Genomic DNA, 16,732 nt, shown 5'->3' with positions numbered 1-16,732 from the left:
CGTGCTCCTCGAAGCCTAGCGGCCCCGCCTCCGCGGGGACAGGACACGGGCCTGGGAGACTGCGTCCATGGATGCCGTGGCCGAGTTCTTCCGGAGGATCCCCGTCGAGATCGTGCGGGTCGGCGGCTCCGTGCCGTGGCGGACCGGCCTGCTCGGCCTCGCGCTGGTGCTCAACATCGGCTTCTTCCTGCCGCTGTCCCCGGGCGGGATCGGCCTGCCGGGGCTGGACAAGGCCGTGCACCTGCTCCTCTTCGCGGCCACCGTGTTCACCGCCGGACGGGTCCTCGCCCCCGCGCGGCGCTTCCCGATCGGCTGGGTGGTGGTGGTCGCGCTGGTCCACGCCCTGGTGGTCGAGCTCGTCCAGCACATCGCGATCCCGGGCCGCTCCGGCGACCCGGTGGACGTCCTCTTCGACGTGGTCGGCATCGCGCTCGGCCTCGGGCTGTGGGCCGGCGAGCGGATGCTGCGCCGCGCCGCCGCCGAGCGCGAGGTGGAGCCGTCGGCCCCGCCGCTCGAGCAGCCGCAGCGCTGAGGGGCCGTGGATCCCAGCGGCCCCAGCATGCGGCGGGGTCAGCCGTTCAGCGTGATCTCGTCGGCGTAGACCGCCGTCATCGTCCCGGTGATCGTGTCGATGGTGCCGGCCTCCTCGCGGGCGACGCGCTCGACCTCGCTCGCGACCGCCTTGGTCACCCCGTCGTGGAAGACGCTGGGGACGATGTAGGTGGGGTTGAGCTCCTCGGCGCTGACCACGTCGGCGAGGGCGTTCGCCGCGGCCAGCAGCATCCGGTCGCTGACCCGGGTGGCGTGGGCGTCCAGCAGCCCGCGGAACACGCCGGGGAAGGCGAGGACGTTGTTGATCTGGTTGGCGAAGTCGCTGCGCCCGGTGGCGACGACCTCGGCGTGCTTGACCGCCTCGGCCGGGTCGATCTCCGGGGTGGGGTTCGCCATCGCGAAGACGACGGCGCGGTCCGCCATCGTCGCGACGTCCTCGGCGGAGAGGATGTTCCCGGCGCTGACGCCGATGAACACGTCGGCCCCTGCGACCGCGTCCTTCAGGGTGCCGGTGAGCTGGCGCGGGTTGGTGACCTCGGCGATCCAGGGCAGACGCCCCTCGAGCTTCTCGCGGTTCTCGTGGACGATGCCGTCGATGTCGGTGACGATGATGTCGCGCGCACCGGCCGCGCGCAGCAGGCGCAGGATCGCGGTGCCCGCGGCGCCAGCGCCGGAGAGCACGATCCGGGCGGTGGAGATATCCTTCTCCACCACGCGCAGGGCGTTGCGCAGCGCGGCGACGACCACGATCGCGGTGCCGTGCTGGTCGTCGTGGAAGACGGGGATGTCGAGCTCGGCGCGCAGACGGTCCTCGATCTCGAAGCAGCGCGGGGCGGAGATGTCCTCGAGGTTGATGCCGGCGAAGACGGGCGCGATCGCCTTGACGTGGTTGACGATGTCGTCGACCGAGTGGGCGTCCAGGCAGATCGGGAACGCGTCGATGTTCGCGAAGCGCTTGAACAGGGCGGCCTTGCCCTCCATCACCGGCATCGCGGCGAGCGGGCCGAGGTCGCCCAGGCCCAGGATCGCGGAGCCGTCGGAGACGACGGCGACGGTGTTGCGCTTGATGGTCAGGCGGCGCGCGTCCTCGGGGTTCTCGGCGATCGCCTTGACCACGCGGGCCACGCCCGGGGTGTAGATCATCGAGAGGTCGTCGCGGTGGCGGATCGGGAGTTTCGACTCGACCGTCAGCTTGCCGCCCAGGTGGGCGAGGAAGGTGCGGTCCGAGACCTTGCCGAGCTCGACGCCCTCGAGCTCCTTGAGCGACTCGACGACCTCCATCGCGTGGTCGTGACCACTGGTCAGCACCGTGATGTCCGCCCGCATGCGCTCGGGCCCGGAGGCGGAGACGTCGAGCGCGGTGACCGTCGCCCCGTGCTGCTCGATGCGGCCGGTGATGTCGCTGACCGCTGCGGAGCGTGCCGCGAACTCCAGACGGACGGTGATGGAATAGCTGACGGAAGGCATCGGTGACATGGGGCACAGCCTAACGCGCTCGACCTGCTCGGATCGACCGCGCGACCTGCATGCCAGGACGACTGCCCGGAGGGTGCGGCGGCGGCCGTCCCGAGGATGGGGAGTTCTGCCGATGGCGCGATGTCGGGAACCCTGCTTGAGTGTGCGTGGACGGGCGGGGGGCCCGTGGGGCGACGAGGAGAGCGTGAGCACATGGAGTTCCTGGGGGCGGATACCGAGCAGGTGATGGGGCATGCACGCGCCCTGCGCGACTGCGATGAGCGGATCACTGCGCTGCACGAGGCGCTGGGACCGGCCATCGCCCGAGCGACCTGGACGGGTCCGGATGCGGATGCCTTCCGGGAGGCGTGGCAGGCATGCGGCGAGCGGATCGTCGAGGTCACCGGGATGCTGGGCAGCGGGGCCGAGCACATGGCCCGGGAGGCGGCTTAGCAGGACGCGGCCTCCGATCCGTCCGGACGGATCGATCCCTCGGCCTACGACGGCCTGCTCGGCGGAGAGGGCTGGAGCGACGTCATCAACTTCTTCGAGAGCGCCGGCGATCCGTTCCGCGACACCGTCGACACGGAGTCCCTCGGCGGCTCCTACGCCGACCAGCACCCCGAGTGGTCGCCGGAGGACATCGGCATCACCGAGGAGGACATCCGGGCCGCGGAGATGCAGCAGGGGACCCTCGGTGACTGCTGGTACCTGGCCGCGATCATGGCGACCCAGCAGACCGATCCCGGGCAGCTGGCCGAGAACATCACGGGCCTCGGCTCGCCCCCGGGGGCCGACGGCTGGGAGGTCCAGCTGTACATCGACGGCGAGTAGCAGTCGGTGCCCGTCTCCCCCGACGAGATCACCGTGAACGGCGCTGTCCAGGTCGAGGGCAGCGCCAGGGAGGACGGCGAGCCCGGTTTCATGTCCATCTACGAGCGCGCGATGATCAACGCCCACGACGGCCGACCCTCCGCGGTCTCGGCCGACACCCCTGCCGCAGGCATCGAGATGATCACCGGAGGGTCCACCGAGACGAGCACGCTGGGTGGGCAGCCCTCCTTCGAGGAGTATCGGGAGGCGATCGATGCGGGACGACCGATCACGGTGATGACCGATCCGATCGCCCCGATGGGCTCCTCGGCCGACGACCTCGTCGCCGCGCACGTCTACCAGGTCAGCGGGTACGACGAGTCGACCGGCGAGATCATCCTGACCAATCCGCACGGCTCGAACGCGGGGAGCCTGCCCGAGGTGCGGGTCGATCCCGGCGATCCGACGTTCGCCAATGACATCGTGATGACCGGGATCGGGGAATGATGGACGAGAGCATGGGCAGCCCGGTCGTCGTGGAGCAGGCCGGCCAGATCTCCTTCGGCCGCACCGCGGTGGCGATCCATCGCACCCTGTCGGACGAGCACTCCCCCTACGCCGTGATGCGCTGCCGCCACGGGGACGAGGTGGTGGACCTGGCTGCCCGGCCCGGTCAGGCGGTCGACATCCCCGCTGCCGGCCCTGTGCTGGTGGTCGAGGTGCGGGCCTCCACCCAGGAGCGTCGAGGCGCGGTCCTGCTGCAGCTGGCGTGATCCGACGCGAGCAGAACGGGCGGGGCGCTGCCGCGGGCTCTCCACGGCCTCGCCGACGGGCTCACTGCCCCTCGCACGCCTCCGCGGTCACGAGTGCGCCGTGGATGCGCACCATGCCGTTCTCCCCGAGGCTCAGCTCCGCACCATGGGCGTCCTCGACCGCGACCATTAGGAGGGCTCCCTCCCTGCGGGGGGCATCCGCCGTCCCGAAGCCGTGCTCCTCGAGCACGGGGTCGAGCGCCTCCAGGACCGGATCCCAGTTCTCCTCGTCCCCCAGCTCCGCCCCGAAGCCGTCCGCCTCGTAGTTCCCGGGGGTGTAGAGGCACTCGCCGTCATCGCTCTCGAAGGAGCGGGTCGCGGGGGCGTGGACGAGCTCGTGACCGAGCGGACCGAGTGCGGCCTGCACATCCGCGATCACTGCGTCGTAGTGGGACTCCGCCTGCTGGGCGTCGAGCTCCTGCGCGGCGCCGCATCCGGTCAGGAGCACGGCGAGCGTGAGCGCCGCGGCTCCACCCGCACGTGTGCGGGGGCGTGCTGGGCTCCGCGCCATCGTCGATCTCCGCTCGTCCATGGCGGTGCCGATTCGCCGCCGAGGTCGAGTGTGTCAGATCGATCGCGGACTCCGCACGCGCACCAGTGCTCGGGCGCCTGCATGCCGGCGAGTGAGGATCAGTCGGTGTACGCGGCGACGTCCCCGGCGTACCGGGCCCAGAGGGTCTGCGCGGCGGGGATCTGCTCGGCGTAGCGCTCCGGGTGGGCGGAGATCTGCACGGCCTGCGCGGCCTCGCCCGGCGCCCACTCGTGGTAGTCGGGGGCGAGGTCCAGCAGGCCGGGGGCCTCGGAGTGGTCGCCCAGGCCCAGGAAGGCGTCGATCGCACGCTTCTTGTGGCGCACCTCGTCGTAGGTGCCCCAGCCCATCGAGGGGCGCTGCTGGAACAGGCCGCCGGAGTCGAGGTCGACGGCGGGCTCGTAGTTGCGCAGCCAGGACTCCACGATCGCGGTCGCGAGGGTGATCGTCGCGGCCTGCTCGTCGAGGTCGTGCCCCTTGATCACCGCGATGATGAACTTCGCGTTCTCGACCTGCCACTCGTCCATGGCGTCCAGGAGGAAGCCCTCGCGGGTCTCGGGACGGGTCATGAACTCCTCGGTCCAGACGTCCTCGGCGCGGGCGGGGGCGATGGAGCCGAGCGCGGCGAGGGAGGAGAGGCCGACGGCGCCGGCGACGAGCAGGTGACGGCGGGAGAGCGCGGCGGACGCGGAGACGGGCATGGGGGTTCCTTCGGTGCGGAGGGCTCCGGGCTCGTCGAGCTCTCGGGGCGGGGCGCTGACAACGTAACGAGGGATCCCGGATCCTGTGAAGGGCACCAGAAGCTCCCGAACAGCGCTGCGGCCTGCGGTTTGATCTGCGCATGACCTCGCCATGGAAGTCCGTGGCACGGAGCTCGTCGCGGCGTCGGCCCCGGTCGTGCCCTCTCCTGGACGCCTGTCACCGCGACTCACCGCGGAGCGAGGAGCGGGCTCGTCGGCCCGTGGGGATCGTTCGGTAAAGCTTTCGTAGAACGTCCCGCTGACACCCAGGGAGGGACTCAGGTCACGCGGAGGTCACGGCGCGGAGGCGCCCGTCACCACTCGGGGCGCAGCGGCGGGGACGGTCGACGCGCTCAGGCGGTGAGCTCGGCGATCGCCTTGCGGATCCGCTTGTCCGAGACGGTCTGCGCCGTGCCGAGGGTCTGCGCGAACAGGCTCACCCGCAGCTCCTCGAGCAGCCAGTCGATCTCCTGCACGTCGGGCTCGGCGCGGCGACGGGCGGAGAGCTTCTGCTTCTGTGCGGCCCAGTACTGCTCGAGGTCCCCGATCTGCCAGGCGAGCTGCTCGTCCCTGCGCGGGTTCTCCGGCAGCTTCTCCAGGCGGTGCAGATCGGCCCGCAGGTAGCGGGAGAGGTCCCCGAGGTGCGCGATCCCGGTGCGGGAGATGAACCCGTCGCCGAGCAGGGAGGCGGCGTGCTCGCGGATCTGCGTGAGATGCGAGAGGACCGCGAGGGAGGTGGCCCGGCCCAGCTCGCGCTGCAGCTTCGCGTTCACGGCGAGCGCGGCGGCGGCGTCCTTCACGGCACCGGCGGCGAGCTCGTCGTGCCTCTGCCGCACGGTCTCCAGCAGCTGCTCGTACTCCGCGCGGGTGCGCACCTGGGCCCGCCCCGCCAGGTGCACGGTCGCGGCGCGGGAGGCGTCGGCCAGGAGCGCGGCGGTGGAGGCATAGTCGGAGCCGGAGACGGCGAGCTTGGTGGGATTGGGCAGGGCGTTCAGCACGCGGGAGAGGTCGGTGCCGATCTCCCGGTCGATCAGCGCGATGACGCCCTCGCGGTGGGCGAGGGCCTGCTCGTCGGCCGTGGCGAGGACGGCGAGGTCGACCCGCTCGAGCCGCCCGTCCTTGCCGCGCCGGGCGACGAGGGACGGGTAGCCGGTGACCTTCAGACCGCCGACGGTGGACTCGTGGACGGCCGGCACGCCGCCTGCGGGGAAGCTGGGCAGGTCGGTGCGCGCGATCTCGGTGGACTGGTTCGAGACGGTCGTGTCCACGCGCTTCTTCAGCCGCTGCTTCAGCGCCTCGAGGTCATCGCCGGCGCCGACCTCACGGCCCTTGCCGTCCACGACCCGGAAGTGCATCCGGAGGTGGGCGGGCAGCTTCGTCAGGTCGAACTCGGGGCCGTACAGCGGCAGGTCCTCGGGCACGCCGGGCAGGGCCACGAGCTCGTCGGCGACCGCCTCGACGAACGCCTCGCCGCCGTCGGGGTCGTCGTCGTGCAGGGTCCCGGCGACGGCCTTGGCCCGTTCGGGTGCGGGGACCAGGTGGCGGCGGATCGGCTTCGGGAGGGAGCGGATCAGCTCGGTGACCAGCTCCTCGCGCATGCCGGGCACGAGCCAGTCGAAGCCGCGCGGTGCGAGGCGGTTCAGCACCGCGAGGGGGATCGTGGCGGTCACGCCGTCGGCGCCCTTCGCCCCGACCTCGCCGAAGGAGTAGCTCAGCGGGAGGGTGATGTCGCCCTGCACCCAGGTGTCGGGGAAGTCGGAGCGGATCGCCTCGGTGACCTCCTCGTCGGCGGCCAGCAGGTCCTGCTCGGTGAGGGTGAGCAGGTCCGGGGTCTCGCGGCGGGCCTTCTTCCACCAGGTGTCGAAGTGTCGGCCGGAGACGACGTGCTTCGGGATCCGCGCGTCGTAGAAGGAGAAGAGCTGCTCGTCGGAGATCAGCAGGTCGCGACGTCGGGTCTTCGCCTCGAGCTCCTCGAGTCGGGCGATCAGGGCGCGGTTGTCGCGGAAGAAGTGGTGGCGGGTGCGCCAGTCCCCCTCGATCAGGGCGTTCTGGAGGAAGATGTCGCGTGCGGCCTCGGGGTCGATGCGGCCGTAGCCGACGACGCGGTCGGCGACCAGCGGCACGCCGTAGAGGGTCACCTTCTCGTGCGCCATGGCGGAGGCGCGCTTGGAGGACCAGTGCGGGGCGGAGTGGGAGCGCTTGACGACGTGCGCACCGGTCTCCTCCGCCCAGGCGGGGTCGATGCGGGCGGCGGTGCGGCCCCACAGCCGGCTGGTCTCCACGAGCTCGGCGACCATGACGTAGTCGGGTCGCTTCTTCGCCAGCGTCGAGCCGGGCCACAGCGCGAAGCGTGCGCCGCGGGCACCGGAGTACTCACGGGTGCGGTCGTCCAGCAGGCCGACATGGCTGAGCAGCCCCGCCAGCAGCGCCTGATGGATCGCCTGCGGGCTCGCGTCGTTGTCGTTGCGGGAGAGCCCGGCGTCCTTGGCCATGTCCCGCAGCTGGGCGTGCAGGTCCCACCACTCGCGGATGCGGAGGTAGTGGAGGTGCTCGGCGCGCACCTCGCGGCGGAAAGCGCTGGAGGAGAGCGCGTCGCGCCGCTCCTGCAGGTGGTTCCACAGGTTCAGGAAGGAGAGGAAGTCGCTGGTCTCGTCCTCGAAGCGCTTGTGCTTCTCCCTGGCCTGCTGCTCCTGCCCGAGCGGCCGCTCGCGCGGGTCCTGGATCGACAGGGCCGCGACGATGATCAGCACCTCGCGCAGCGCGCCGAGCCGGCCGGCCTCGATCAGCATCCGCGCCATGCGCGGGTCCAGCGGGAAGCGGGCCAGGGTGCGGCCGACGCGGGTGAGCCGGCGACCGCCCGGTGCGCGCTCGTCGGGCTCGATCGCGCCGAGCTCCTCGAGCAGGCGCACGCCGTCGGTGATCGCGCGGGAGGCCGGCGGCTCGACGAAGGGGAAGGACTCCACGTCGCCGAGGCCGAGGCTCGTCATGAGCAGCACGACGGAGGCGAGGGAGGTGCGCAGGATCTCCGGCTCGGTGAACTCGGGCCGGCCCTCGAAGTCCTCCTCGGAGAAGAGGCGGATCGCGATGCCGGGGGCGGTGCGGCCCGAGCGGCCGGAGCGCTGGTTCGCGCTGGCCTGGGAGATCGGCTCGATCGGGAGGCGCTGCACCTTGGTGCGCTGGGAGTAGCGGGAGATGCGCGCGAGCCCGGAGTCGATGACGTAGGTGATGCCGGGGACGGTCAGGGAGGTCTCGGCGACGTTCGTCGACAGGATGATGCGGCGGTAGGTGCCGGCCTTCGGCGGGGAGAAGATCTTCTGCTGGTCCTGGGCGGAGAGCCGGCCGAACAGGGGCAGCACCTCGACGGGCAGGGCGGAGCGGCCGCGGGTGCCGCGGGCGAGATGCTTCTCGAGGGAGTCGGAGATCTCGCGGATCTCGCGCTCGCCGGGGAGGAAGACGAGCATGTCGCCGGGGCCCTCGGCGGCGAGCTCGTCGACCGCGTCGGTGATGGCCTCGGTGAGGTCCCGTTCGATGGAGTGGATGTCCTCGAGCTCGTCGTCCTCGTCGACGTCGGCCTCGAGCACGAGGGGGCGGTAGCGGATCTCGACGGGATAGGTGCGGCCGGAGACCTCGATGATCGGGGCGGGCTCCTTCTCCCCCGAGGGCAGCGTCGCGGCGAAGTGCTCGGCGAAGCGCTCGGGGTCGATCGTGGCGGAGGTGATGATGACCTTGAGGTCGGGGCGCTGCGGGAGGATCTGGCGGAGGTAGCCGAGGATCACGTCGATGTTCAGCGAGCGCTCGTGGGCCTCGTCGATGATGATCGCGTCGTAGCGCTTCAGGAGGCGGTCCCGGCCGATCTCGGCCAGCAGGATGCCGTCGGTCATCAGCTTCAGGCGGGTGCCGCGGGAGGTCTCCTTCGTGAAGCGGACCTGGTAGCCGACGGTCCCCTCGCCGAGCTTCTCCCCCAGCTCGCTCGAGATGCGCTGGGCGACGGAGCGGGCGGCGATGCGTCGCGGCTGGGTGTGGCCGATGATCCGGCCGTCCTGCCCGTAGCCGAGCTCGAGCAGCATCTTCGGGATCTGGGTGGTCTTGCCGGAGCCGGTGGCGCCGGCGATGACCACGACCTGGTTCTCCGAGATCGCCTTCTGGATGTCCTCGCGGCGCTGCGAGACGGGCAGGTCTCCCGGGTAGGTGATCCGCGGCCCGGGGGCAGGGGCCTGCTCGGCAGGGTGCGGGGCGGACGGATCGGGGTTCGAGGAGGTCGTGGTCATGGCGGGGCCACTCTACGTGGGCGGCCCCGTCGCCGTCGTGCCGATTCCGGGCCGCGGCGACGGGGCCCACAGCGGGACGAGGGGCAGCACCGGGATCATCGCCGACGAACGGACCTCCGGCGGCGCCGCACAGCGGTACCAGCCGCGGCCGTCGCCGTCCGCTCTGCGCGCGGACCGGGAGCCTGTCGGCCGTGATCTCCTGCGTGTCCGACCGGGTGGAACCAGTGGTGTCCTTGTGCTCGAAAGTGGTGATCGCGATGCCGTCGACCACGGCGCCCGCCTGAGGAGGGGGCGTCGCGCGGAGTGCTGACCTGGGCGTTGTGCACAACCCAGGGCGCGTCGTCGCCCACCGGGCAGGATCCGGGGCATGAGATATCGGATCGGCTTCTGGATCGGGCCCGCCCCCGTCGACGACGAGTCGGCGTGCGCGGACCTGCACATGCACCTGCACACCGCCGGGCAGTTCGTCGGCTCGCCGACGCCGCCCCTGCCACCCACCCCGCGGATCGCGCGCTTCACCGCGGCCGTCCTCGAGGAGTTCCCGGCAGACCTCGCGGACCCCCGGTCCCCGTGGCGGGACGAGGACACCGCGGAGGCCGCGCACGGTCAGACCTTCGCCCCAGTCCTGTTCGGGCCGGACAGGAAGGTGATCGGGCGGCTGACACAGCTCGCGCACGAGCACGGACTGCAGGCCTTCGACCTCGCCGCCCATCGCCTGCTGCGCCTCGAGGACGTCGTGGAATGGGAGGACGGGCCCTGGATCACGGGCCCGCTCGGCGGCAGCTGGGACGAGCCCGAGGCCTTCGCCTGCCGCGGGCCGGAGATCGCCCGGGAGAGGCTCGCACTCGCTCCGTCGGCCCATGTGCTGGCCGGCACGGGAGAGGACAGCCCCTGAACGGCATCGAACGGCGCTAGAAGGCTCCGATCGGTCCAGCAGGTGCGCGCGGCCCCGGTCAGCTCGCGAGCAGCCGCCGGCCGATGCGTCCGAGCGAGTGGCCCTCGGGGTAGACGAGCACGAGTGCGAGCGCCATGCGCACGGCCCAGGCCCGGGCCCGAGCCTGCAGCGCCTCCCAGATCGCGTCGTCCTCGATGCCGGTCCAGGCCGCGGAGGTCCGATATGCACCGAGCAGCTCGGTCGCTGACCGGGAGGGGTGGAGCAGCAGGGCGCCCAGATCGCTCGCCGGGTCGCCGCGGGTGGTGTCGCCCCAGTCGATGAGGGTCACCGTTGACGCGGAGGTCGGCGGTGGGACGACGACGTTGCCGGGATGCGGGTCGCCGTGCAGCAGCAGCTCGCGGCCCTGCCATTCCTCGGCGTCGATGCCCGCCTGCCATGTCCGCGCGGCGCGGCGCGCGGCGTCCTCGTCGAGCCCTGCCCGCTCGAGATCGGTCGCGAAGTGCTCGGCGCGATTCACGAGCGGCACGCCGCGCACCGGGTTCCTTCCCACCTCGGGGGCGGGTCCGGAATGGATCGTCGCGAGCATCCGGGCCAGGTCCTCGGCGACCTCCTCCTGCCTCGCGACGTCGGACTCCGCGGCCGTCACCCCGTCGATCCACTCGACCGCGACGGCGTCCTCGGCCGTCGCGATCACGCGCGGCAGGTCCATCGGGAGAGTGGTGCCGAGCCCCCGCAGGCGGCGCAGCACCGTCACCTCCCGACCGAGCAGCTCCCGGGAGATGCGGCGTCGCGCGATCCGCAGCACGAGAGGCGCGCCGTCGAGGGTCCCGATCGGCCACAGCACGTTGTCCCAGCCCTCGCCGCGGGGACGCTTCCCGATCGCCCAGCTGATCCGCTCGAGCTCGACGCCCTCCTCGGGCCGCAGCCACGCGCAGAGCAGCTCCACGCGGCGCAGGTCCACGGGCAGGTCGGCAGGAGGGAGGACGGGGGCGATATCCGGCGTGCCGGTCATCCGCCCACCGTACCGGGCAAGGCCTCGCCCGGACGGGCGTTCTCCGACGTCGCCCGTGACGGTGGATGCGTAGTCCCCCTGGCTGCTGGACGACGTGGAGCCTCTGATCGACGCGCTCCTGGTCGGCGTCGGCACCTCGCGCGACGTCGCGCCAGCGGTCCGCGGCACATCGCCCGGCGACGAGCCCCGGACACGAGAAAGGCCCCCTCCCCCGCGCGTCTGCGCAGGTGAGGGGGCCTTCGTCGGTGAGTGCGATGGTGGAGCCGGCGGGAATCGAACCCGCGTCCGATAGTGCGGAGCCAGGGCTTCTCCGGGCGCAGTCCGTGTTGGCGTTTTCTCAGTCCCGACGATCCCACGGACACGTCGTCGACGGACTCAGTCACTCTGAGATGTTCATCCTTCCCCGGTGACCAGGGTCGGCAGCAGTGGCTCCTTAGATGATGGAACGATCCGGGTCAGGAGCACCCCCGGGGTTCCAGACTGCTAACGCTGATCAGGCAGCGAGAGCGAAGTCAGTGCGCTTGGGTTCGGCACTTATTGGTTTCCAGAGGACGTTAACGAGATGACTCTGGATTCTCGGCCCGCTTCCCCTTGCTGGACAACTACCGTCGAAACCGATCGGCCCCTGGCGTGGGAAGACATGACTATCGTGACGGCGCTCTGGCCGTCGTCGCACTCACTCTTCGGTTGTCAAACACCCACGTGCGCTCCTCGGGAGGAACGCTGTGGATCGAGTCTACCGCGACCCGCCGACGATCTGAAGCGGATATTCCTCAGCTCACGGCGAAGCCCGCTCGCCGCCAGGACCGCTCCTGCCTCCTCCTGGCGCGTGCGCCACGGAGCCTGGACCACGGGCCGCACCGGCGGGGAGGATGGGGCGATGAGCAGCTTCGAGGCCGCCGGCACACGCATCAGCATCGATCCCGAGACCCTGCGCGAGAGCGTGCTGGACCCCGCGGCGCTGACCGAGTGGTGCGCGGCGCACCCCACCGATCCTCGAGCCGTGGCGTTCCTGCGGATGCTGGGGAGGCTGGACGAGGCGGCGATCGCGGGCCGGCAGGCGCTCGAGGCGCCGGGGCTCTCCCCCGTGATGCGGGCCGTCCGTCGCACCCGGTACGCGCACGTGCTGCAGTGGCAGGGCGCCTTCGTCGCGGCGGAGGAGCAGCTGGACCTCGCCGCCGAGGAGACGGGCCTGGAGGATCCCACCTCCCCCTCGTCCCTCTCAGCGCTCGCCTCCGTGTTCCAGCACCGGGCGAAGTGCAGGTTCGAGCACGCCCTCGCCGAGCAGCGCGACCAACGGCCCCGGGCGGCGGGGAGGCTGTGGGAGGCGGCGCTCGAAGATGCGCAGCGGGCGCTGTACATGCGGGAGCGGCTCGGCGTCGCCGCCGAGGACGTCATCGAGTCCAGTCGGCAGACGGTGCGCCGCCTGGAACGGCGTGATCTAGCCGGCTGACCGGCCACCGACTGACGGACCGACCGATCGGGTCGTCCCCCTCGCGGGGACGATGGCCTCTCAGGCGGTGAGGGCGGGGCTCAGGCGAGCTCGCGGTGGCGCATGGCACGCTGCGCCTCGCGCAGATCCTGCTTCTCGCGCAGCGTCTGGCGCTTGTCCCATTCCTTCTTGCCGCGGGCCAGACCGATCTTGACCTTCGCGTGGGAGCCGAGGAAGTACATCTCCAGCGGCACGATCGTGAAGCCCTTCTCGCGGGACTTGCTCGCGAGCTTCTCGATCTCCTGCTTGTGCAAGAGCAGCTTGCGCTTGCGGCGGGCGGCGTGATTGGTCCAGGTGCCCTTGACGTACGGGGCGATATGGGCGTTGTCCATCCACACCTCGCCGGCGTCGACGTAGCAGTAGCCGTCGATCAGGGACGCGCCCCGGTCGCGCAACGACTTCACCTCGGTGCCGGTCAGGACGATGCCGGCCTCCCAGGTCTGGTCGATGAAGTAGTCGTGCAGCGCCCGCTTGTTCGAGGCGATGAGCTTCTTCTGGGGTCCCTCGTTCGCGGCGGCCTGCTTCTTGTCGGCCTTCTTCGCGGACATGGGTCCTCCTTCTCTCCGTCTCCGGATGCTGCGCTGGTGATCGCGGCCGCGATCGGACGTCCCAGCGTACGACGTGGGCGCGCAGGATCGCGACCGGTTTCTCCGCGGGCGCACTCCCGGACGGCCCGGCAGGGCGGCGGTCAGAGGAACTTCGCGGGGTTGACCGCGTTGCCGTCCTCATGGGTCTCGAAGTGGAGGTGGCAGCCGGTCGAGGAGCCGGTGGTGCCCACGTAGCCGACGGTCTCCCCCGCCGAGACCTGCGCCCCGACCGGCTTCGCGAAGCCCTGCAGGTGGTGGTAGGAGGTCGTGACCAGGCGACCGTTCATGATGCCGTGGCTGACGATGAGCTTGTTGCCCGCGCCGCTGTTGTGGGTGCGGGCGATGACGCGACCTGAGTGCGCGGCGCCGACGGGCACGCCGCAGGCGACGGGGAAGTCCACCCCGGCGTGCAGCTTCTTCGTGCCGTATATGGGGTGCACGCGCCAGCCGAAGTTCGAGTTCAGCCGTGCGTTGACGGGGTAGACCCAGCCGCCGCCGGTGTTCGCGGAGCCGGCCACCGGGGCGCTTCCGCCGCTGCTCTTCTGCTGCTGCTGGACCTTCAGCTTCTCCTCGCGCTCGCGCTCCTGCTTGGCGAGCTCCTCGATCTCGTCGTCGAGGGTGCTGCTGCGGGTCTCGAGGGACTTCTGGTCGCCCTCGTACTTCGTCTTCTTCGCCTCGAGGTCGTCGCGCTGGGTCTTCTGCGTCTCGTACAGCGCGTCGAGCTCGTTCTTCGCCTCGGTCGCCTCCTCCTCGGCGACACGGGTGCGCTCGAGCGCCTCCTCTGCATCGATCTTGAGCTGCTTGATCTCCTCGCGCACGGCCGACAGGCGCTCGGCGGAGTTCTCGGTGACGGACTGGTCCGTGCGCAGCGTGTCCAGGCGGGTGCCCTGGGAAGCCATCGTGAGGCGGTAGTTCATCGAGCGGTCCACCGCGTCCTGCGGGGAGCTGTTGCCGACGTACACCGACGAGGGGCTGGGCATCCCGCCGCCCTTGTATGCGGACAGCGCGACCGTGGCGAGCTCGTCGTCGCTGCGGTCGACCTCCTCCTGGCCGGTCTCGACCTCGCCCGAGAGGCGACGCTCCTCCTCCTCGGCCTCGGTGAGGCGCTCGCCGACCTTCCGGTCCTCCTCCTGCGCCTCGCCGAGCGCGACCCGCGCGTCCTCGAGGTCCTGCTGGGCCTGCGGGATCAGCAGCTCGGTCTCCGCGAGCGCGAGATAGGTGTCGGCGAGATCGTCGTTGACGTCGTTCAGCTCGATGCGGAGGTCCTCGAGCTGCTGGTCGACCTCCGCGCGCTCGGCGATCTTGTCGTCCTTGCTGCCCTCGGCGGAGGCCGGGGAGAGAGGACCGGTGAGCATGCCCGCGGCCAGGATCGCGGCGGCGGCGAGGAGGCTCAGGGGGCGGCGCAGACTTCTGGAGGACATGCTCACACCTTCAGGTAACGGTTGAGGGAGACCACCGACGAGGCGATCGACAGCACGGCGCCGAGCACGACCAGCAGGGGCGCGGCCCAGACGAGGTCCGCGGTGGAGACCGTGATCAGCTGCTCGCCGAGGGTCGGTGCGAGCCAGCCCTGGACGAGATGGTGCAGGCCCAGCCACAGCATCCCCGAGGCGATCAGGCCGCCGATGATCGCGGCGACCGCCCCCTCGAGCAGGAAGGGCAGACGGATGAAGAGGTTCGAGGCGCCCACCAGGCGCATGATCGCGATCTCGCGGCGCCGGCCCGCGACCGACATGCGGATCGTGGTGGCGACCAGCAGCACCGCGGCCACCAGCATCAGCACCGCAAGCCCGAGCGCGAAGAGCGTGGACTGGTTCAGCACGTCGATGAAGGGGGCGAAGGTGCTCAGCAGGTCCGTGACCTCGTCCACGCCGTCGCGGCCCTGGAAGAACTCGACCACGGCGGCGGAGTCGTCGGCGTCGCTGAGGGTGATGTGGAAGGAGACCGGCATGTCCTCGGCGGTGAAGTTCGAGACGAAGGACTCGCCGGCGAACTGCTCCTGGTAGATCGCGAGCGCCTCCTCCTGGTCGCGCTCCTCGACGGAGGCGATGTACGGGGAGAGGACCTCGCCCTCGAGCGCCTCGCGGACCGAGTCGATCTGGGCGTCGGTCGCGGCGCCGCCGGCGCAGGAGGACGCCGTCGAGTGCGGGGAGCACAGGAAGATCGTCACCTGGGACTGCTCGACCAGGGTGGACTTCATGTCCATGATCTGCTTCTGCATCAGCACGCCGGTGCCCACGAAGGTCAGCGACACGGCGGTGACGATCACGACGGAGATGACCATGGCGATGTTCCGCCACAGGCCGGTGAGGATCTCGCCGAGGATGTAGCGGGCCCTCATCGCAGCTCCTCCTGGTCCTGGTCGAAGTCGCCGGTGAAGTCCTCGGACTCGCGCACCCGGCGGGCCTCCCGCTCGTCGATCAGGTCCTCCTCCAGCACGTCCCGCGGGACCGTGCGGTCCTCGGCCGACGGGTCGGCGTCCGACGCGTCGGTGCCGGACGGATCGGTGCCGGCGTCGGCCCGAACGGGCCCGTCGGCCTCGCCGGAGCGGTCTGCCCCGGCGGGACCGACGTGCTCCTCGGCGCCCTCGCGCTCGGCGGCGGCCGGCTCGGGCGCCCCGTCCCAGTCGGCGACGAGCTCCTCGTCGTCCAGGGGGTGCTCCTCGCGGTGGGTGGAGTCGTCGGGCAGGTTCCCGGAGATCTCGCTGACCGGGGCGGGGGTCTCGTAGCCGCCCTGCTCCTCGTCGCGCACCACCTTGCCGCCGACCATCTCCACGACGCGGCGGCGCATCCGGTCCACGGCGGCGCGGTCATGGGTGGCCATCACGACGGTGGTGCCTCGCTCGTTGATCTCGGCGAGCAGATCCAGGATGCCTTCGGCGGTGGCGGGGTCGAGGTTGCCGGTGGGCTCGTCGGCCAACAGGATCGAGGGGCGGTTGACGTAGGCGCGCGCGATCGCGACGCGCTGCTGCTCACCGCCGGAGAGCTCGTGCGGGAGCCGCTTGCCCTTGTCCTCCAGGCCCACCATCTCGAGCATCTCGGGGACCAGACGGCGCACCACCTTGCGGGGCGTGCCGATCACCGCGAGCGCGAACTCGATGTTCTGGTAGGCGGTCTTCGAGGGCAGCAGCCGGAAATCCTGGAACACCATGCCGATGTCGCGGCGCAGCGCCGGCACCTTCCAGGACGGGATCCGGGAGAGGTCCTTGCCGGCGACGTAGACGGTGCCGCGGGTGGGGGCGACCTCCTTGAGCACCATCCTCATCAGGGTCGACTTGCCCGAGCCGGAGGCGCCGACCAGGAACACGAACTCCCCGCGGGTGAACTCGATGTCGAGGTTCTCCACCGCGGGGTGCTGGCCACGCATGTACGTCTTGGTGACGTCGTCGAAACGGATCACTGCTGCCTGTCACATCAGGGGGAAAGTCTGGCGCTCCCAGCGTAGGGGCGCGCGGTCGTGTTTCCACGGCGCTGTGGACAGGGGTCAGGTCAAAACCTGGTCAAACCCGGGGTGGGACCGGTCACCAGGGGCCGGCCGCACGGCAGCGGAGTCAGTCCTGCGCCTTTTCGACCGATCT

General features: G+C 71.1%; 16 protein-coding genes and 1 other RNA gene. 7 read left to right on the top strand and 10 right to left on the bottom strand.

What is annotated here, in order from left to right; translation table 11 throughout:
* Positions 1-67 precede the first annotated feature (67 nt).
* Positions 68-532: a VanZ family protein gene (locus tag RBL05_RS16310; RefSeq protein ID WP_308738596.1), complete on the top strand. Its 465-nt coding sequence runs from the start codon at positions 68-70 to the stop codon at positions 530-532.
* A gap of 38 nt (positions 533-570) precedes the next feature.
* Here RBL05_RS16310 and RBL05_RS16305 read toward each other — a convergent pair whose 3' ends face one another.
* Positions 571-2,028, bottom strand: a complete 1,458-nt coding sequence (locus tag RBL05_RS16305) for an NAD-dependent malic enzyme (RefSeq protein ID WP_308738597.1) — start codon at positions 2,026-2,028, stop codon at positions 571-573.
* 192 nt (positions 2,029-2,220) lie between these two features.
* Between RBL05_RS16305 and RBL05_RS16300 the strand changes: the two genes are divergently transcribed.
* The 4 genes from RBL05_RS16300 to RBL05_RS16285 all read left to right on the top strand — a co-directional run bounded on the left by RBL05_RS16300 (position 2,221) and on the right by RBL05_RS16285 (position 3,593).
* Entirely contained in the window at positions 2,221-2,460 is a 240-nt protein-coding gene (locus RBL05_RS16300) for a hypothetical protein (protein ID WP_318603913.1), read from the top strand.
* A 225-nt stretch (positions 2,461-2,685) separates the two neighbouring features.
* Positions 2,686-2,841: a hypothetical protein gene (locus RBL05_RS16295; protein ID WP_308738599.1), complete on the top strand. Its 156-nt coding sequence runs from the start codon at positions 2,686-2,688 to the stop codon at positions 2,839-2,841.
* A 6-nt stretch (positions 2,842-2,847) separates the two neighbouring features.
* Positions 2,848-3,327, top strand: coding sequence for a hypothetical protein (locus tag RBL05_RS16290; RefSeq protein WP_308738600.1), 480 nt, complete (start codon positions 2,848-2,850; stop codon positions 3,325-3,327).
* Positions 3,324-3,593 (top strand): hypothetical protein, encoded by a 270-nt coding sequence (locus RBL05_RS16285; RefSeq protein ID WP_308738601.1) that lies wholly within the window; start codon positions 3,324-3,326, stop codon positions 3,591-3,593. Before RBL05_RS16290 ends, RBL05_RS16285 begins: the two co-directional genes overlap by 4 nt.
* 61 nt (positions 3,594-3,654) lie before the next feature.
* On the opposite strand, the gene RBL05_RS16280 is transcribed toward RBL05_RS16285, so the two are convergent.
* The 3 genes from RBL05_RS16280 to hrpA all read right to left on the bottom strand — a co-directional run bounded on the left by RBL05_RS16280 (position 3,655) and on the right by hrpA (position 9,169).
* Positions 3,655-4,080 (bottom strand): hypothetical protein, encoded by a 426-nt coding sequence (locus RBL05_RS16280; RefSeq protein WP_308738602.1) that lies wholly within the window; start codon positions 4,078-4,080, stop codon positions 3,655-3,657.
* A gap of 182 nt (positions 4,081-4,262) precedes the next feature.
* A complete protein-coding gene (locus RBL05_RS16275) occupies positions 4,263-4,862 on the bottom strand; it encodes a hypothetical protein (protein WP_308738603.1) in 600 nt (199 codons plus the stop codon).
* Positions 4,863-5,254: 392 nt separating this feature from the next.
* A complete protein-coding gene (gene hrpA / locus RBL05_RS16270; RefSeq protein WP_318603912.1) occupies positions 5,255-9,169 on the bottom strand; it encodes an ATP-dependent RNA helicase HrpA in 3,915 nt (1,304 codons plus the stop codon).
* 367 nt (positions 9,170-9,536) lie between these two features.
* Here hrpA and RBL05_RS16265 point away from each other — a divergent pair, with 367 nt between their 5' ends.
* Positions 9,537-10,064 (top strand): hypothetical protein, encoded by a 528-nt coding sequence (locus RBL05_RS16265; protein WP_308738604.1) that lies wholly within the window; start codon positions 9,537-9,539, stop codon positions 10,062-10,064.
* Between the two features lie 58 nt (positions 10,065-10,122).
* On the opposite strand, the gene RBL05_RS16260 is transcribed toward RBL05_RS16265, so the two are convergent.
* Positions 10,123-11,076 carry a phosphotransferase gene (locus RBL05_RS16260; RefSeq protein ID WP_308738605.1) on the bottom strand — a complete coding sequence of 318 codons (954 nt, stop codon included), beginning with the start codon at positions 11,074-11,076 and terminating at the stop codon, positions 10,123-10,125.
* A gap of 255 nt (positions 11,077-11,331) precedes the next feature.
* Positions 11,332-11,702, bottom strand: a transfer-messenger RNA (tmRNA) gene (ssrA, locus tag RBL05_RS16255).
* A 254-nt stretch (positions 11,703-11,956) separates the two neighbouring features.
* Between ssrA and RBL05_RS16250 the strand changes: the two genes are divergently transcribed.
* Positions 11,957-12,529: a hypothetical protein gene (locus tag RBL05_RS16250; RefSeq protein WP_318603911.1), complete on the top strand. Its 573-nt coding sequence runs from the start codon at positions 11,957-11,959 to the stop codon at positions 12,527-12,529.
* 80 nt (positions 12,530-12,609) lie between these two features.
* On the opposite strand, the gene smpB is transcribed toward RBL05_RS16250, so the two are convergent.
* The 4 genes from smpB to ftsE form a co-directional block, all read right to left on the bottom strand.
* Positions 12,610-13,116 (bottom strand): SsrA-binding protein SmpB, encoded by a 507-nt coding sequence (smpB, locus tag RBL05_RS16245; protein WP_308738607.1) that lies wholly within the window; start codon positions 13,114-13,116, stop codon positions 12,610-12,612.
* Between the two features lie 140 nt (positions 13,117-13,256).
* Positions 13,257-14,576 carry a murein hydrolase activator EnvC family protein gene (locus RBL05_RS16240; RefSeq protein ID WP_308738608.1) on the bottom strand — a complete coding sequence of 440 codons (1,320 nt, stop codon included), beginning with the start codon at positions 14,574-14,576 and terminating at the stop codon, positions 13,257-13,259.
* Between the two features lie 2 nt (positions 14,577-14,578).
* On the bottom strand, positions 14,579-15,496 hold the full coding sequence (gene ftsX / locus RBL05_RS16235; RefSeq protein WP_126988161.1) for a permease-like cell division protein FtsX: 918 nt from the start codon (positions 15,494-15,496) through the stop codon (positions 14,579-14,581).
* Complete coding sequence (gene ftsE, locus RBL05_RS16230; RefSeq protein ID WP_308738609.1) at positions 15,493-16,554, bottom strand: cell division ATP-binding protein FtsE; 1,062 nt, start codon at positions 16,552-16,554, stop codon at positions 15,493-15,495. The genes ftsX and ftsE overlap by 4 nt, the downstream gene beginning before the upstream one ends.
* Between the last annotated feature and the right edge of the window lie 178 nt (positions 16,555-16,732).

Source organism: Brachybacterium sp. GU-2 (assembly GCF_030866705.2).
Lineage (GTDB): Bacteria > Actinomycetota > Actinomycetes > Actinomycetales > Dermabacteraceae > Brachybacterium > Brachybacterium conglomeratum.
Note: the sequence above shows the minus strand (reverse complement) of the source record. Positions and strands in the feature narration are given on the sequence as shown.

Excerpts from the sequence above, each read along its gene's own strand:
- RBL05_RS16310 (WP_308738596.1), top strand. The coding sequence starts at position 68 with ATGGATGCCGTGGCCGAGTTCTTCCGGAGGATCCCCGTCGAGATCGTG.
- RBL05_RS16305 (WP_308738597.1), bottom strand. The coding sequence starts at position 2,028 with ATGTCACCGATGCCTTCCGTCAGCTATTCCATCACCGTCCGTCTGGAG.
- RBL05_RS16300 (WP_318603913.1), top strand. The coding sequence starts at position 2,221 with ATGGAGTTCCTGGGGGCGGATACCGAGCAGGTGATGGGGCATGCACGC.
- RBL05_RS16295 (WP_308738599.1), top strand. The coding sequence starts at position 2,686 with ATGCAGCAGGGGACCCTCGGTGACTGCTGGTACCTGGCCGCGATCATG.
- RBL05_RS16285 (WP_308738601.1), top strand. The coding sequence starts at position 3,324 with ATGATGGACGAGAGCATGGGCAGCCCGGTCGTCGTGGAGCAGGCCGGC.
- RBL05_RS16275 (WP_308738603.1), bottom strand. The coding sequence starts at position 4,862 with ATGCCCGTCTCCGCGTCCGCCGCGCTCTCCCGCCGTCACCTGCTCGTC.
- hrpA (WP_318603912.1), bottom strand. The coding sequence starts at position 9,169 with ATGACCACGACCTCCTCGAACCCCGATCCGTCCGCCCCGCACCCTGCC.
- RBL05_RS16265 (WP_308738604.1), top strand. The coding sequence starts at position 9,537 with ATGAGATATCGGATCGGCTTCTGGATCGGGCCCGCCCCCGTCGACGAC.
- RBL05_RS16260 (WP_308738605.1), bottom strand. The coding sequence starts at position 11,076 with ATGACCGGCACGCCGGATATCGCCCCCGTCCTCCCTCCTGCCGACCTG.
- RBL05_RS16250 (WP_318603911.1), top strand. The coding sequence starts at position 11,957 with ATGAGCAGCTTCGAGGCCGCCGGCACACGCATCAGCATCGATCCCGAG.
- smpB (WP_308738607.1), bottom strand. The coding sequence starts at position 13,116 with ATGTCCGCGAAGAAGGCCGACAAGAAGCAGGCCGCCGCGAACGAGGGA.
- RBL05_RS16240 (WP_308738608.1), bottom strand. The coding sequence starts at position 14,576 with ATGTCCTCCAGAAGTCTGCGCCGCCCCCTGAGCCTCCTCGCCGCCGCC.
- ftsX (WP_126988161.1), bottom strand. The coding sequence starts at position 15,496 with ATGAGGGCCCGCTACATCCTCGGCGAGATCCTCACCGGCCTGTGGCGG.